Raw genomic sequence first — 15,722 nt, forward strand, 5'->3', positions numbered from 1 at the left:
AATCATGCAGGTGTGCCACACTGGGGGCGGAAAGCAGGGAGGAATATGACAGGTCTGATCAGCGCCATGCAGGGCTTCTGCGTCATCGGCATCGTGATCTTCGTGGGATACGTGGCGGCGCGTATGCGCATCGGCGGCCCTTCCGCGCAGATGGTGCTCAACCGGTTCTCGTTCTTCGTCTCTAGCCCGTGCCTGATGTTCGCGATCCTGTCCAAGGAACCGATCTTCGACATCTTCCATCCTTCGATCATCGTGGCGTTCCTCTCCGCGGTGCTGGTGGGCGTGGTGTTCCTGATCCTGAACCGGATGTTCTTCCATCTCAAGGCCCCGGACGCCACCATCGGCGCGCTCAATTCGCTGTACCTCAACTCCAACAACATCGGCCTGCCGGTGGCCACGTACATTCTGGGCAACGGCGCGCTGGTGGCGCCGATCCTGGTGATGCAGCAAGCGCTGTTCACGCCGATCGGCCTGACGGTGCTGGACGTGACCACCAAGGGCAAGGTCTCGATCAAGGAGATCGCCAAGCAACCGCTGCACCAGCCGCTGCTCATCGGCTCGCTGCTGGGCATCGTGGTCTCCGCGCTCAACGCCAAGCTGGGTTGGTTCCCGGTGCCGAACTTCATCTACGACCCCATCAACATGATCGGCGAATCCGCGGTGCCGATGATCCTGATGGCGTTCGGCATGTCCCTGCACGGCACCAAGCCGCTGCAGAAGAAGGGCGACATCCCGGCCATCTTCACGGTGGCGGTGCTGAAGAACATCGTGATGCCGATCATCGCGTTCCTGCTGGCGTACTTCGTGATGGGCTTCCGCGGCGCCGAGCTGTACGCCTGCGTGGTGCTGGCCGCCCTGCCGACCGGACAGAACGTGTACAACTACGCCGCCCGGTACAACGTGGGCCTCACCTTCGCGCGCGACGGCATCCTGTTCAGCACGATGACCAGCCCGGTGTTCATCGCGATCATCGCGTTCCTGCTGAGCTGAGCGGCCGCGGACGTTTCTTACGCACGCAGGGCGATGAGGCGGGCGATGTTTTCGGCGGCACGGGCCAGGTTGGCGGGGCCGTCGGCCAGCGCCTTGTCGAGCGTGACGGCGCCGGGCACGATGCCGAACACCGCGTCGATGCCGAGTCCGTAGAGCTGGTCGATGCCCTCCCCCACGCAGCCGGCGAACGCGATGACGCCGATGTCCGGATTGCCCTGATGCGCGGCCTGCGCCACACCCATCGGCGTCTTGCCGTACTGGGTCTGGAAATCGATGCCGCCCTCGCCGGTGAAGCAGTAGTCCGCGCCCTCCGATTTGGCGGCGAGCCCCACGGTCTCGGACACGATCTTCACGCCGGAGCGCATCTGCGACTTGGTGAAGGCGAGCAGGCCCGCCCCAAGGCCGCCCGCCGCGCCGGCACCGGGCGTATGGGCCACGTCAAGACCGAGCTGGTCGTTGATGATGGCCGCGTAGTAGGCCAGGTTGGCGTCCAGTTGCCTGACCATGTCCGGCGTGGCGCCCTTCTGCGGTCCGAACACGGCGGAGGCTCCCTTGGGGCCGACCAGCGGATTGGTCACGTCGGAGGCGATGAGGATTTCCGTTTCGGCAATGCGAGGGTCAAGACCGGAGCTGTCGATGGTGACAAGCCGGTTGAGGAATCCGCCGCCGCGCGGGATGGGATTGCCGTCCGCGTCGAGGAAGCGCACGCCGAGGGCTTCGGCCATGCCGGCGCCGCCGTCGTTGGTGGCCGAGCCGCCGATGCCGATGATGATGCGGCGGGCGCCGTCGTCAAGGGCCGCCTTGATGAGCTGTCCGGTGCCGTAGGTGGTGGTGACGAGCGGGTTCTTGGTGGAGTCGTCCACGAACTGGATGCCTGATGCGGCGGCCATTTCGATGACGGCGGTGTTCCCGGAACCGAGCACGCCGTAGGCGGCGCGCGTGGAACGCTGGAGCGGATCCAGCACGTCCGCATGACGCAGGGAACCGCCGGTGGCGTCCACGAGCGACTGGACGGTGCCTTCGCCGCCGTCCGCCATGGGGACCATCACGTATTCGGCCTCGGGGAACACGGCGGCGAGCCCTGTGCGGATGGCTTCGGCCGCCTCGCGTGCGGTCATGCAGTTCTTGAACGAATCAGGTGCGATAACGAACTTCATTGTTGGTTTTCCTTGCTTGGTTTGGCCAGCCGGCGCCGATGCATCTCCGAGAGGACTACCCCTCAGTCAGCTTCGCTGACAGCTCCCCTGACAAGGGGAGCCGCGAAAGCGACACCGGATTGGCGATTTTCTTCCGGATGGAATACATCCTCTTAGAACAGGCCGGTGGTCAGGCAGGCCACGGCGGTCATGGTCAGGCCCACGAGGCTTTCGAACGGCACGGACTTCATGCGCTCGCCGACCGTCATCTTCATGGACTGTCCGGTGACGTGGAAGTAGTTGCCGTGCGGCAGATGGTCGATCACCGTGGCGCCGGCCTGCATGGTCACGGCGGCGGCCACCGGGCTCACGCCGAAGTCCAGGATCGAGGCGCCGAACGAATTGGAGCCGAGGATCACGCCGGTGGAGGTGGACGCGGTGGCGGCGGCCATGAGGATGCCGGCCAGCGGGGCGAGCACGGAGCCGGACACGCCCCACGCCTTGATGAGGTTCACGATCTGTGCGGACAGGTCGGAATTGGTGATGAGGCCGCCGATGGCGCCGGCGCCGATGAGGATGAGCACTACATCGGTCATGCGGCCGATGCCGGCCTTGGAGTAGTCGAGCAGGTGACGGCCCTTGCCCATGGCGAACAGGCCCACGACGGCGGCGAACGGCAGGATGTACATAGCGTCCACCTGGAATCGGGTGAGCAGTTCGATGTTCAGCACGTTGCCGATCGGGTTGACGAGCAGCAGCGCCACGGCGATGACCGGGGCCACGAGCGCACGCCCGATGGACGGCAGGGAGGCGTCGTCCGCGGCGTCGTTGGCGTCGACCTCGGCGGCGGTCGGCGCGGCGCCGCGGCCACGCAGCAGGGTGGCGAGCAGCACGGCCATGGCCAGGCCGCAGACGGCCGGAACGAAGCTGCCGATCATCACCGAGGAGTGGGGCACGTCGAAACCGGAGGCGGCGGCGATGGCGTTCGGGTTCGGGGAGATGATGTTGCCGGCCTTGCCTCCGCCGGAGAGGGCCACAAGCAGCGCCACCTTGGAGATGCCCAGCCGGTTGCCGACCTCCAGCGCGATCGGCGCCACGATGAGCACGGCCACGGGGATGAATACGCCCACCGCGCAGATGATCATGGTGGCGAGCGCCAGCGAGAGGATGGCGAATCGCTCGCCGAATACGGTGACGATGGTCTTGGCGATGCGGTTGGCGGCGCCGGATTCCATCATTACACCGGCCAGCACGCCTGCCGCCAGCACGCGCACGATGGTGCCGACCACGCTCTGGCCGCCCGCGACGATCACGTTGACGGTCTGGGGCAGCGTCGCGCCGCCGATTACGCATCCGACCACCGCGCCGAGCATGAGCGCGTACGTGGCGTTGAGTTTCTTCAGAATCAGGACGATCGCCACGGCCAGGCCCAGCAGGGCGGCCCACCAAGCGATAGCGACACCTTCCACCATGGTGAATCTCCTTTGATCGTGTATGTGTGGATGGTCCCAGTATCGCGTACCTCGCCATATCCCAACAACCATCCTCGAACCAGAAAATCCCATGGTTTCCCCAATACCGTCTGTTACCGGTACCATGTCAGGAGAAGAGAAAGCGAACCCGCCAATCGAATGGGACCGCTACGCGAAGGAGCGCGAGATGGACATCGACCCGCACATCGCCACCACCATCGTGGAGAACATCAAGGGCGTGCTGCAGCACGACATCAACTTCTTCAACACGGAGGGCCGCGTCATCGCCAGCACCGACCCCACACGCATCGGCACCGACCACGAGGCGGCGCTGCTGGCAGCACGGACCGGCCGGATTGTGGCGGTGGACGCCGAGCACCCGTTCGCCGGCGCGCGCGACGGCATCAACGTGCCGGTCATGCAGGGCGACACGGTGATCGCGGTGGTCGGCATCACTGGCGAGCGCGCCCGTGTGGAGCCGTTCGGCAACGTCATCAAGAAGATGACGGAGATCCTGGTGCGCGAGAACCTGGAGCAGGTCTCCCGGTTCGACCGCCGCATGATGATGACGAATCTGACGAACCTGCTCATCGCCCCGCAATCGGATGCCGCGCCCATCGGATATCTGGCCACCACGCTCGGCGTCGATCTCGAACGACCGCGCATCGTGGCGGTGGGACGGCTGGAACACGGGACAGGCGGCGATGCCGGCGCCACACAGGACGGCACCTATGATGCGCTGGACGCGCTGCTTGGCGGCGATGCCGAGCAACTGTACACGATTTACGGCGGCGAGTACCGCCTCCTGCTGGACGCCGCGCGCTTGACTGCGGATGAGACTCGTGACCTGCTCGTCCGGTTGGGCGACGCGGCGGCGCGCATCAACGGCAGGCGGCTGGCGTTCGGCATGGGAGACACGGCCCACACCGTGGCGGAATACCACCGCTGCTACCGGCAGGCCCGCACGGCGGCGTTGTGGTCCGTATTCGCCGGAGACCGTGCGCGAACCGGGATGGCGGACGCATCGGCCGCGGGCGCCATGGACACCGCCGGCGTCGGCGTCGATGGCGGCGTCAACACCGGCACCACAGCGACGCAAGTCATGGCCTACGACGACATGGGCATCGGCCTCGCGCTATGCTCAGTGCCCGACGACACCGCCGCGCGATTCGTCCGGAATGTGTTCGACGGGCTCACTGAGGAGGAAATCGATGAAGCGGACGCCGTGTTCGACGCCTACACGCGGCACAACGGCAGCATCTCACGCACCGCCGAGGAGCTGTTCCTGCACAAGAACACCGTGCAGAACCGATTGAACAGGATCACCCGACTCACCGGCTACAATCCACGCGAGCTGGCCGATCACACCACTTTGGCCACCGCCTTCACGCTGCGCCGGCTCATAGGCATGGCAGACAGCAGGATTCGATAGCATCGCCGCTCACGGAAAAACGCGAGGCTACTCCCCCAGCCGGAAGTCGCGCAGGGAGTCGAGTACCGGATAGGCGGCGTCGGCGGGCAGCGGGGTGCGGGCGCAGGCGTTGAGGCCTATGGCGTGGGCGCCTGCCGCTAGCGCGGAGGTGACGCCGCTGGCGGAATCCTCGAATACCAGGCAGTCGTCGGCCGGCACCCCGGCCAGACGGGCGCCACGCAGGTAGGGCGCGGGATCGGGCTTGTGCGGAATATCATCGTCCCCACTGACGATACCGACGAACATGCCTTCCGGCGCCGCGGCCACCACGCGCGAGGCGAGCGAGAACGGCGAACCGGTGACCAGCACCGAGGGGATGCCGTGCCGACGCAGCTCGGTCAGCACATCCCATGCGCCCGGCGTCCACGGCACGTCGTCGCCGTACATTGCGGTGACATCCGCCACCAGAGCGGCGATGATCACGTCCGCGTCGAGCCGCACGCCCGCCTCCTGCAGCACCTTCGCGCACACCGGCAGCGGCGCGGCCGTCATCCTGAGACTCAACCCCTCGTTCCAGACCACGCCGTTCGATTCAGCGCAATGACGTTCGGCGGCCACCCACAGCGGGTCGGAGTCGACCAGGGTGCCGTCCAGGTCCCACAGCACGGCCTTGGGCGTCCATGCGATGGAACCACGATGCTCATATTTCACTCGGCACACAGCTCCCCCATTGCGGTCTCCGATCGATCACCTTACAAAGCAAGTCGGCTCTGCTGAACCAAGATTCGACATCAATCCCATGGATCCATCGATCTTGGTCCAACAGAGCCTAACCAATCAGGCCGCGTGCAGAACCGTCTGGTACACCGGCTGCAGGGTCACGGACTCCAGTCCCGCCGTCTGCTGGTCGACGTTCTCCATGCGGGCGGCCATCGCGGATTCCACGTTCACGTTCGCGCCTTCCTTGATGGGCGTGATGGTGAGCACCAGCTGGTTGCGGTTGTCCTCGAGCTGCTGCACGTATTCCTTGAGTCCGATCTCCCACACGTCGCCGTTGCAGAAGTTGTCGTCCACCAGGGTGCGGCCGCACCACAGCCAGCCGATGTCGCCCGAGTAGCGCACGCGCAGGCGCATGTCCTCCACGCCGTCGGCGGCGAGCAGGTCGTCGGGCAGGTCGATGACGTAGCGCGTGTCGGACAGCTTCCGCACGACGGGCTCCGCGGCGACCGGCTGGTACCGTACGCTCTGCTCGGCGAGGAAACCGGCGGGATAGGAGCTTACGGCGACGTTCGGCCGAGTGGATTCCACGACGATTCGTCCGTCCAGTTCGTAGACGGCGGCACCGTCGTTGACGATGCTGGGCCGGGCCGGATCCTGTGCGACCGGATCGCCGGCGAACACCAGCGCCTTGCCGCCGATCACGGTCATCGCGTCGGCCTTGGCACGGCTCAGGCACACGATGTCCACCGCGTGGCCGGCCTCGTCCGAAATCGGGAAGGATTCCATATCCGCATCCGCCGGTACATGATGCACGGTGCCGTCGGCGAAACGGAACCAGCAGTCATCCATGCCATCGGGCCTGAGGAACACGAAGGTGCGGTGTGCGGCACCGGCAGGGGCGATCACGGTGACGGGCTGCGCGGTGGCGGCGGTCAGCGTGACGCCGTCGAGGTCCATGTTGAACGGCAGGATGCAGTTCTCGTCGGAGGCCAGACCGATGCCGTCGAACCGCACGGTTTCGCCGGAAGCCAGCGTGACTTCGACCGATTCGCCGTGCTTGGCCGGCATGCTGGCGTGGTCCTGGAAGTTGTTGAGGAACACGAAGCCGCGTTCGCCATCGGTGCGCACGCACCAGCGCAGGGTGTCCATGTCGGTCGGGGCGATCGACTCCTGGCCTTCCGGCACGGCCACACCCAGCGGGCACAGACGTTCGGCAAAGGCCAGCGCGAAGTAGTGCACGGCCTTCATGCGGCGGTAGGATTCGCGCGCTTGACCGAATTCGCCGAGCGCCGCCTGGAAGTCGTAGGAGATCTTCGGCAGCTGGCTTTCGTTGAGGTAGATGCCGTCGCCGATCGGGTTCGAGCCGCCCTGGAACATGTAGTAGCCCAGGAAGTTGCAGCCGGAGGCCATCTTGATGTTGGACATGGCGTCCACGGACTTCATCGGCAGCACGAAGCGGTAGTTGTACGAGCTGAACATGCCGCCGCCCATCTCGCAACAGGCATACGGCTTGGTTTCCGGCTCGTAGGTGGGGGCGAATTCCTCGCCGCGCGGGCAGTCGTTGGAGTGGAAATCGCGGTACACGTATTCGTCGGTGACCGGATGCTCGCCGGGACCCGCGTAGAACAGCCACGGGCGGTATGCGTAGCCGCCCCACAGCGGCAGCACGTCGTCGGGCACCGGGGAGCCGCCCCAACCGGTGTTGGTGTAGAACGGCACCGAGATGCCCTCCTCCTCGGCGATGCGGCGCAGGGCATGCACGTAGGCGAAGCCGTCATGGCCGCCGGGCACCCATTCGTTGGTGATGCCGGTGGTCATCTCCCACGGGGAGGAGGAGTGCATGTACTCGTTGTCCAGCTGGGCGGCGACGATCGGACCGCCGTCCTTGAAATACAGGCCGTCCAGCTGTGCGGCGATGTGCGCGTACAGGTCGCGCACCTTGTCCAGGAAGCCGGGATCCACGGAACGGACCTCGTACGGCTTGCCGTACATCCAGTCCGGGATGCCGCCGTTGCGCACCTCGCCGTGGTCGAACGGGCCGAGACGCACGATGACCTTGAGCCCATGCTTGGCGCACAGCCGGATGAACCGGCGAATGTTGCGACGGCCGGTGAAGTTCCACTGGTTCTCGTGCTCCTCATGATGGTTCCAGAACACGTAGGTGGCGATGACGTTGATGCCGCCGGCCACCATCTTGGCGAGCTGCTCGTCCCAGCGCGAGGGGTCCATACGCGAGTAGTGGAACTCACCGCAGACCCCGTAGAACGGCTTGCCGTCGAAGGTCATGTAGTAGTTGGTGAAGTCCACGGCGGTGCCGTCCGGAGCCACTCCCCAATCGTTGCGGGTGATGGAGAAGGGGGTGATGGCCTTCGGCGTGAAGCCGGTCAGGTCGAGGGTGTTGGACATGGGTTTTTGCCTTTCGGAGATAAGAAGCATGAGATGGGAGTGGCGGGAGCAACGGATCGCCTCTGGCCCAGCAATTACGGACTCGCCTACGGCGAAGAACGAAACGAAGTTTCGTTAGTTCGCTTACCGCGTCAGTCCCGCAATTACGGACCTCGCTACGCGAGGGCTCAATATAACCTTCGCTCGGCTATCGCCTCGCTCAGGCTGAGCCTACGAACAGTCCACTGGACTGTTCGCTTAACGGCTCAGCCTTTTACCGATCCGGCCACCAGGCCGGCGACGATCCACTTCTGGCAGAAGATGAAGAAGAGGAACACGGGGATGAGGGCAATGGTGGTGATGGTCATGAACAGCGGCCAGTTGGTGCTGAACTGGCCCATGGCGTTGAACACCTGCAGCACGAGCGTCTGCTTCTCGGTCGAGGAGATGTAGATGTTCGGGGTCATGAAGTCGTTCCACGTCCACATGGTCTCGAAGACCACCACGGTGACCAGGATCGGGCGGATGAGAGGCAGCACGATCTGCCAGAAGATGCGGAACGGGCCCGCGCCGTCGAGACGTGCAGCCTCGAACAGTTCCTGGGGCAGGCCGCGCATGTACTGCACGATGAGGAAGTAGCAGAACGTGGCGCCGGCCAGGTACAGCACGATCAGGCCGAGCAGGGTGTCCACCAGGCCGAACTGCGCCTCCATCTTGTACTGCGGGATGAGCAGCGTCTGTCCGGGGATCACGAACGAGAGCATGAGGAAGGCGCCGATGCCGGCCGTGAGCCTGCTGCGCTTCTGCACCATGCCATAGGCGGCGAGCGCGCCGATGATGACCATGAAGAACACGCCCACCACGGTGACGATCAGCGTGTTGATGGTGGCCTGCACCACCGGCAGGTTCTCCAGCGCGTAGGCGTAGTTCTCAAGCGTGAAGTGCGTGGGCAGTCCGAACGGGTCGGCGGCCATGTCGCCCGAGTTCTTGAAGGTGTTGACCACCACCACATACAGCGGCACGGCGCAGATCAGGGCGATGGCGATGACCACCACCGAGCGGATGGCGGAGCGGATGCGTTCGCGCTGGCTCATGGACAGTCCGTGTGCGGCGGACGTCGCGGGGGAAGTCTGCTGCATTGTCTGCTGTGCGGTCATGACAGCCTCTTTTCGATCAGCGAGGTGACGATTTGCTGCAGTGCCACGAGAATCACGCAGCACAGGAAGAACATCACGCCGAGCGCGGATCCCACGCCGTAACGGCCGGAGCCGATACCGGTGACGATGATGGACTGGGTGACGGTGTAGGTGGCGTTGCCGGGGCCGCCGGTGGTGAGGGTGAACGGAAGATCGTAGACCTTGAGGCCGCCGGTCAGGAGCATGAAGATGGAGACGCCCATGGCGGGCACCATCTGCGGCAGGGTGATGTGGACGAACTGCTGGCCGCGCGTGGCGCCGTCCACCGAAGCCTGTTCGTACAGGTCGGCGGGGATGGCCTGCAGATAGGCGAGGTACAGGGTGGCGTGCCAGCCGACCTGGGCCCATACGGCGATGAAGATCACGCAGAACTTGGCGAGCGCCGGGTCGGACAGCCACGGCACCGGGCTGATGCCGAGCTTGCCGAGCACCGTGTTGACCGCACCGGTGCCGAGCGGGGAGAAGATGTACTGCCAGACCAGTCCGAGCACGGCCATCGATGGCACCGAGAAGAAGAAGAACAGGGAGCGGGCGAAGTTGCGTCCGAAGAACTTCCGGTTGAGCGTCACGGCCAGGGGCAGGGCGATGGCGGTGATGAGCACGGTGGTGGCGATGGTGTAGAGCAGGGTGAATCCGAGGCCGGCGAGCAGGGTCTGGTCCTGGAAAATCGCCTGGTAGTTGGCGATTCCGACGAACTTGGCGTTGGCGAAGTCATAGCCGTCGTAGTCGGTGAGGCTGAAGACGATGCTCTGCAGGAACGGGATGAGCACGATGACGATGTACACCGCGAGCAGCGGGAGGAGGAACCTCACCGAGGTCAGGTTCTCCACGAGGTTGCGGCGCTTGCGATCCTTGGCGTGGATGGCTTCGAGGTTCCGGTCCAGACCGATGGCCCGGGCCGGGGCCGCGCCCGCCGCGGAGGAGGCGGACGCGGAGATCATTGCGGTTGCCTGTGACATGTCGTTCACCTTCAGGACAGCGTCTTGAGCTTGGTGTCCAGGTTGGCGGTGGCCTGGGCGGGGGTGATGGAGCCGAGAGCCACCTGCTGCAGCTGGGCGAAGGTCTCGGCGCGCAGGGCGCTACGGCCGCTGGTGGGCCAGCCGAGGGTGTTGAGGTAGACGTTGCCGGTCTTCAGGTACAGGTCGTACGGCTCGGTGAAGGTCGCGTCGATGTCCGGCGTGTAGTTCTTGGTGGCCGGGATCAGGCCGAGGTTGTCCTGGATGAGCTTGAGGCCCTCCTCGGAGGAGAGGAAGTCGAGGAAGGATTCGGCCGCCTCGAGCTTCTTGCCGTCGATCTTGGCGTTGATGGCGTAGCCGGAGTCGGCGGAGCCGGGGGCGAACGGCGTATCGCCCTTGTGCAGCATCGGCATGCGGCCGAACGCGAAGTTGATGCCGGCGTTCTTGAAGGTGTTCACATCCCAGTAGCCGGAAGGCATCACGGCGAGGCGTCCGGCGGCGAATTCGGAGCGGACCTGGTCGTCCGCGAGGCCGGTGACCTCGGAGCCCATCACGCCGGCGTCGAAGAGCTTGGCCCATTCCTTGTAGTACTTGGTGTAGCTCTTGGCGAACGTGGAGTCGCCGTCGCCGATCTGCTGGTCGATGCTCTTGGACTGCTTGGAGGAGTCATAGCCGATCCAGCCCTCCACCAGAGCGCCGAGGCCGGCCTTGGGCTCAAGGTAGGGCTTGTCCACTCCGGCGTCCTTCAGGGCCTTGAGCATGTCGATGAACTCGTCCCAGGTCTCGGGGATGGTGTCGTAGCCGGCCTTGGCGAGCAGGTCCTTGTTGTAGGCGTAGGCGTTGGTCCATGCGGTCACGGACATGCTGTAGACCTTGCCGTCGATGGTGGATTGCGCCTTGTTCGTGTCTCCGATGCGGTCCATGAACGATTCGTCGGTCAGGTCCTTGGCCACGCCGTTCTTGACCAGGTCGTTGAGCTGCTCGGGCGGGGCCACGTAGACGTCGGCGAGCTGGCCGCCGGAGATGCGGGTCTGGAGCGTCTGCTGGTAGCCGGCCTGGGCGCCGTTGGTGGTGCTGAACTTGATCTTGATGTCCGGGTTCTTCTTCTCGAAGGCGTCGATGATCGGCTGGTACAGGTCCTGGGTGTTGTTGGCGAAGAACGAAAGCTCGGTCTTGCCGGAGGCGGAGCTCGATCCGCAGGCGGCCAGGGATGCGATCATGGCGACGGCGACGCCCGCACCGATCAGTGATTTCAGGGACTTCATGGGAGGTTTCCTTTCTTCAGGGCGAGCTCGCGCCAGCCCACCGGCATTGGTGGGTTTCGCATGCCCGTCAACAGTTATGGATTTCTTGAGGGGAATGACTGCTGTGTCATCCCTCTATGTTGTTGTTTGTTGATACTATCGTATGGCTGTTTTTGATGTGTTTGTTTGCTTTTCCTGCTTACGAATAGTGAAAAATTGCTTTTGCATTATGGGAGGGGAGTCGGCCTTTCCGCTATTGCGTGCGTTCATGGCATGTCTCCTTCGCTTGCCGAATCCCAATGGGCCGGGCATCCGACATATCGGGAATGGATGACTCCAGTATCCCGCCTTGATCCTGTTCCGACAACTACTTGCAGACCATATATTTGCCTGGTTTTCTGCATTTGACTGTTACGGAGACTACCCCTCAGTCGGCTTCGCCGGCAGCTCGTCCTGCAATTAAGGACGAACTTCGTTCGCAGTCCACTGGCTCGACTGTCGTCTCGCACATCGCCTACAAACAGCTCCGCTGTTTGTTTCACGGCAATGTCCTGACAAGGGGAGCCAAGAATGGGGGATGCGTCAGACTTCGGGCAGCACCATCATAAAAAGGCCGGTTCCCCTCGGAGGTGGGGAACCGGCCGAAATCAGACGCGCGGGCGGTCACGAGGGCCGCAGACGCCTAGCTTGCACGGAGAGCGGTCGGGCGCGTCACAGCACGTGACGGTTGGCGATCTCGTCGGCGAACAGGTTCGCCTGGATGTGGCTCGGGTCGAGGCCCAGGGCGTCCCGCAGGAACTCCGCGGCCTTGGCCTTGTCGCCGTTGCCGATGTTGGCCAGCGCCATGAGGTACAGGCAGTGGATGCGGTTCATCTTCGTGTAGTCGTTCTCGAAGATGAGGAAGTCCGGCAGCGAGACGGCGAAGTAGTCGATCTTGACCTTGTCGTCGAGATGTTGCTCGCCGTAGTCCAGCAGGCGGTAGAAGCGGGCGTTGGCGGGGCCTTCCTCGCCGAGCGCCTTGTGGGCGAGACCCTGGAAGAGGATCATCTCGGCGGGCTGGTCGTTGTAGTACATGGCGCCCTTCACCTCGTCGGGGCCAATGGTGGCCTGGCGGAATTCGGCTTCCGCGGCCGTCTCGTCGCCGAGGTGGCGCTCCACCACACCGAGGTAGTAGTGGATGTCGTTGTCCTTCTGGCCTTCGAGCTTGCCTTCGCCGAGGTTGTGCGGGTAGGACAGGGTCCGGGTGAGCAGGTCCTTGGCCTTGGCCCAATCGCCGGCGGCCATGGCGTCCTTGGCGAGCAGGGTCAGCGCGATGCGGTACTGGCCGGTGATCTTGCCTTCGCCGCCCTCCCACGGGTGGAAGCGGCGCTGGCCCATGAGCTCGTAGGCCTTGGCGTAGTTGCCGGTCTGGTTGAGCACGGTCAGGTATTCGATGTACAGGTCATCGCGTTCGGCCACCACGTCGAGATGCTTCTCGAACTCCTCGAGGCGCTGGGCGTAGGTCCAGCCGACCTTGCGGTGCAGCTGGTCGAGCTCCAGGAACACGCGGGCGTCGGATTCGTCGAGGCGGTAGGCCTCCTCAATCTCACGGCCGGCGGAGGCTGCGTCGCCGCGCTTGTTGTAGTAGGCGAGCGCCAGGTTGCGGTGCACGGTCGGGAATTCCGGGTCGCGGTCGCGCGACTGCTCCCACAGGGCGATGGCCTTCTCGGCCTGGACCTTGTCGTAGTATAGGCAGCCGAGGTAGTACGGGGCCTTGGCGCCGTCCACCACTTCGATGGCCTTCTCCAGAGGCGCGATGTCCTCCAGCTTGTTCGGGAAGCAGTAGTCGCTCGGTGCGGCCTCGGCGGCCTCGAACGCGGCCTTGGCCTCGGTGTCGCGGCCGAGTGCGGCGAGGTAGTAGCCCTCGTAGTACCTGACCATCGGCTTGGTCTGGTCGGCCTTGGCGAGTAGGCCCAGGGCTTCCTCGTAGGCGCCGAACAGGGCGTAGTCGCGTGCGGCCTGCAGGTAGTTCTCGTGGAAGCCGCGCATGAGGCCGGCGAGTTCGGCGGGATCGGCGCCGGCGATCACGCGCTCGTTGCCGGAGACGAAGTCGAACTCGTCGATCTTCAGGTTCTCGGCGAGCGCCGCGGCGGCCTCGTCGGTGCGGCCGAGCCTGCGCAGCACGTACGCCTTGAGGGCGCGGGCCTTGATGTTCATGGTGTTGCGGGTCAGGGCGTTGTCCACGTACTCCAGCGCGTCCGCGAAGTCGCCGCGGCGGGCGGCGATGGCGGCCATGTAGAAGAAGGCGCGCTCCTTCTGCGTGTCGTCCCAGGTGGCCTTGAAGAAGGCGTCGAAGGCCTTGTCGTACTCGCCCTGGTAGAAGAGGGCCAGGCCGAGGTTGTAGTGCGGCTCGGAATCGTACGGCTGGGTGTTGTGCTTGGTCAGGCGCTTGATGGCGGTGCGGAAGTGGGTTTCGGCGCACTTGAACACGCCGCGGCGCAGCTGCAGGCGGCCGTAGGCGTTGTTGATGCGGGCGTCCTCCGGATCGCGCTTGAGGCCTTCGAGGTAGTACGGGTCGGGCATGTAGGTGGCGTGACGGTACTGCTCCAGGTGCAGGCCGGCGAGCAGCAGCTCCTCGTTGGTGGCGATCTTCTCGGGCTCGTCGGCGGCCTTGGCCGGCTCCGGCAGCTTCTCGATCTTCTTGGGCTGCGGGGTGTAGTCGATGAGGACCTTGCCGTCCGCGTCGGCCACGGTGGCGGTGATTTCGGTGGCCGGCACGTCTCCGGTCTCGAATTCGGCCCTGACGATGTCGTTCGGGCTGATGGTGCCGGTGTAGGAGTACAGCGTCCGGCCGTCCTTGGTGGTCACGGTGACGGTGGCGTTCTCGTACACGCTCGTGGCGTATACGGTCACGCGACCCTGGCCGGCCTTGAGACCCTGCGCTTCGATGCCTTCGGTCTCGCCGGCGGCGCCGAACGTGTCCTCCGGGCCGATCTCCAGGTTCACTGCGGCCTTGATGGAGGCGTTCTTGACCTGGCCGACCTGCTTGTACGGCATGAAGTACTGGGTGAAGGTCTTGCCTTCGTACGGCTTGAGCCAGGTGAAATCGGGCTGGTTGTCCGTGAAGACGCCGGTCATGAGCTCCACGTACGGGCCGTTGGCGTCGGTGAGGTTGCGGTCCCAGGCGCGGCCGAAGTCGCCGTTGCCCCAGGTCCACTGCTTCTTGCCCGGGGAGACGTGGTGGTCGGCCACGTGCAGGATGCCGGCCTGCTCGCCGAAGTCGTAGCCGCCCACGAAGTTGTAGTCGGAATGCGCGGCCATGTAGGAGGTCGGCACCGGCACGTTCTTGTAACGGCCGATGTCCACACCCTCGGAGTAGTCGTGCTTGTAGTAGGTGCCGGTGGCGATCGGGTAGCGGGAGACGTCGCGCTTGCCGTGGTCCATGACGGCGATGACGTCCGGCGGCATCACGGTCTTGGTGTGCTGGTTGACCGGAACGGCCGGGTTGGCCCACCACAGGAAGGTCTGCGGCAGCGAGGTGCCGTTGTACAGCTGCGCGGAGATCTCGATGTACGCCTTGCCGGGGTGCAGGGCGATCTTGGTGATGACCTGGGTGCCGTACATCTGGTCGGTGTCGTGGCACAGCACGGCCTTGCCGCCGTCCGCCAGCTCCTCGACCTTGTAGTCGACCGGCAGGTAGGTGGTCGGGCGGTGGTGCTGCGGCCAGTTGAACTCGATGCCGCCGGAGATCCACGGGCCGGTCAGGCCCACGAGGGCGGGCTTGATGACGTCGTTGCGATAGACGAAGTCGTAGCCGTTGGTCTTGTCCTTGGCATACTGGATGCGGCCGCCGAGCTCGGGCAGCACGGTCACTTCGAGGTATTCGTTCTCGATGATGACGGCCTTGTAGTCCTTGTCGTGCTTCTCGTCGCTGATGGTCTCGATGACCGGGTACGGGTAGACACGGCCCGAGCTGCCCTGGTAGACGCGCTTCTCGATGAACTCGGGGTTCTTGTCCGCGGCGCCGATCTCGTAAGTAGGGATGGTGATGACGGTGTCTGTGATGGTGACGGCCATGATGTGCTCCTCCGTTGGATGCTCATGCTGGTTACGTAATGTGTAATCCATTGATTACTTGCTTACAGACTAAACCTGTTTTTCTGCGCATTCTAAAGTTTTCCTGCCATGTCATAGAGAAAAATTGCGCATGCCGAAGTCTTGCGGATTCATTAT

The 15,722-nt window shown here is 64.4% G+C and carries 10 protein-coding genes; 2 read left to right on the forward strand and 8 right to left on the reverse strand.

The window, feature by feature from the left end:
• The first annotated feature begins 45 nt into the window (after positions 1-45).
• Complete coding sequence (locus JS536_RS05015) at positions 46-990, forward strand: AEC family transporter (protein ID WP_214356023.1); 945 nt, start codon at positions 46-48, stop codon at positions 988-990.
• Positions 991-1,007: 17 nt separating this feature from the next.
• On the opposite strand, the gene JS536_RS05020 is transcribed toward JS536_RS05015, so the two are convergent.
• Together JS536_RS05020 and JS536_RS05025 are read right to left on the reverse strand one after the other, a co-directional pair.
• The gene (locus JS536_RS05020; protein WP_214356024.1) at positions 1,008-2,147 is read right to left on the reverse strand and encodes a glycerate kinase; all 1,140 of its coding nucleotides are present in this window, start codon (positions 2,145-2,147) and stop codon (positions 1,008-1,010) included.
• 152 nt (positions 2,148-2,299) lie between these two features.
• Positions 2,300-3,598 carry an SLC13 family permease gene (locus JS536_RS05025; protein WP_214356025.1) on the reverse strand — a complete coding sequence of 433 codons (1,299 nt, stop codon included), beginning with the start codon at positions 3,596-3,598 and terminating at the stop codon, positions 2,300-2,302.
• Between the two features lie 187 nt (positions 3,599-3,785).
• Between JS536_RS05025 and JS536_RS05030 the strand changes: the two genes are divergently transcribed.
• A complete protein-coding gene (locus JS536_RS05030; protein WP_214356026.1) occupies positions 3,786-5,030 on the forward strand; it encodes a sugar diacid recognition domain-containing protein in 1,245 nt (414 codons plus the stop codon).
• A gap of 27 nt (positions 5,031-5,057) precedes the next feature.
• Here JS536_RS05030 and JS536_RS05035 read toward each other — a convergent pair whose 3' ends face one another.
• The 6 genes from JS536_RS05035 to JS536_RS05060 form a co-directional block, all read right to left on the reverse strand.
• Positions 5,058-5,720 (reverse strand): HAD family phosphatase, encoded by a 663-nt coding sequence (locus tag JS536_RS05035; RefSeq protein WP_214356027.1) that lies wholly within the window; start codon positions 5,718-5,720, stop codon positions 5,058-5,060.
• 126 nt (positions 5,721-5,846) lie between these two features.
• Entirely contained in the window at positions 5,847-8,135 is a 2,289-nt protein-coding gene (locus JS536_RS05040; protein WP_214356028.1) for a beta-galactosidase, read from the reverse strand.
• A gap of 245 nt (positions 8,136-8,380) precedes the next feature.
• A complete protein-coding gene (locus JS536_RS05045; RefSeq protein ID WP_214304820.1) occupies positions 8,381-9,208 on the reverse strand; it encodes a carbohydrate ABC transporter permease in 828 nt (275 codons plus the stop codon).
• Between the two features lie 59 nt (positions 9,209-9,267).
• Complete coding sequence (locus JS536_RS05050) at positions 9,268-10,269, reverse strand: sugar ABC transporter permease (RefSeq protein WP_240544264.1); 1,002 nt, start codon at positions 10,267-10,269, stop codon at positions 9,268-9,270.
• Positions 10,270-10,280: 11 nt separating this feature from the next.
• Complete coding sequence (locus JS536_RS05055) at positions 10,281-11,531, reverse strand: ABC transporter substrate-binding protein (RefSeq protein ID WP_214356029.1); 1,251 nt, start codon at positions 11,529-11,531, stop codon at positions 10,281-10,283.
• A 690-nt stretch (positions 11,532-12,221) separates the two neighbouring features.
• Positions 12,222-15,566, reverse strand: coding sequence for a DUF5107 domain-containing protein (locus JS536_RS05060; protein ID WP_214356030.1), 3,345 nt, complete (start codon positions 15,564-15,566; stop codon positions 12,222-12,224).
• Positions 15,567-15,722 lie beyond the last annotated feature (156 nt).

It is taken from the genome of Bifidobacterium sp. SO4 (genome assembly GCF_018555355.1).
In the GTDB taxonomy this organism is placed as follows: domain Bacteria; phylum Actinomycetota; class Actinomycetes; order Actinomycetales; family Bifidobacteriaceae; genus Bifidobacterium; species Bifidobacterium miconisargentati.

Excerpts from the sequence above, each read along its gene's own strand:
- JS536_RS05015 (WP_214356023.1), top strand. The coding sequence starts at position 46 with ATGACAGGTCTGATCAGCGCCATGCAGGGCTTCTGCGTCATCGGCATC.
- JS536_RS05020 (WP_214356024.1), bottom strand. The coding sequence starts at position 2,147 with ATGAAGTTCGTTATCGCACCTGATTCGTTCAAGAACTGCATGACCGCA.
- JS536_RS05025 (WP_214356025.1), bottom strand. The coding sequence starts at position 3,598 with ATGGTGGAAGGTGTCGCTATCGCTTGGTGGGCCGCCCTGCTGGGCCTG.
- JS536_RS05030 (WP_214356026.1), top strand. The coding sequence starts at position 3,786 with ATGGACATCGACCCGCACATCGCCACCACCATCGTGGAGAACATCAAG.
- JS536_RS05040 (WP_214356028.1), bottom strand. The coding sequence starts at position 8,135 with ATGTCCAACACCCTCGACCTGACCGGCTTCACGCCGAAGGCCATCACC.
- JS536_RS05045 (WP_214304820.1), bottom strand. The coding sequence starts at position 9,208 with ATGAGCCAGCGCGAACGCATCCGCTCCGCCATCCGCTCGGTGGTGGTC.
- JS536_RS05050 (WP_240544264.1), bottom strand. The coding sequence starts at position 10,269 with ATGTCACAGGCAACCGCAATGATCTCCGCGTCCGCCTCCTCCGCGGCG.
- JS536_RS05055 (WP_214356029.1), bottom strand. The coding sequence starts at position 11,531 with ATGAAGTCCCTGAAATCACTGATCGGTGCGGGCGTCGCCGTCGCCATG.
- JS536_RS05060 (WP_214356030.1), bottom strand. The coding sequence starts at position 15,566 with ATGGCCGTCACCATCACAGACACCGTCATCACCATCCCTACTTACGAG.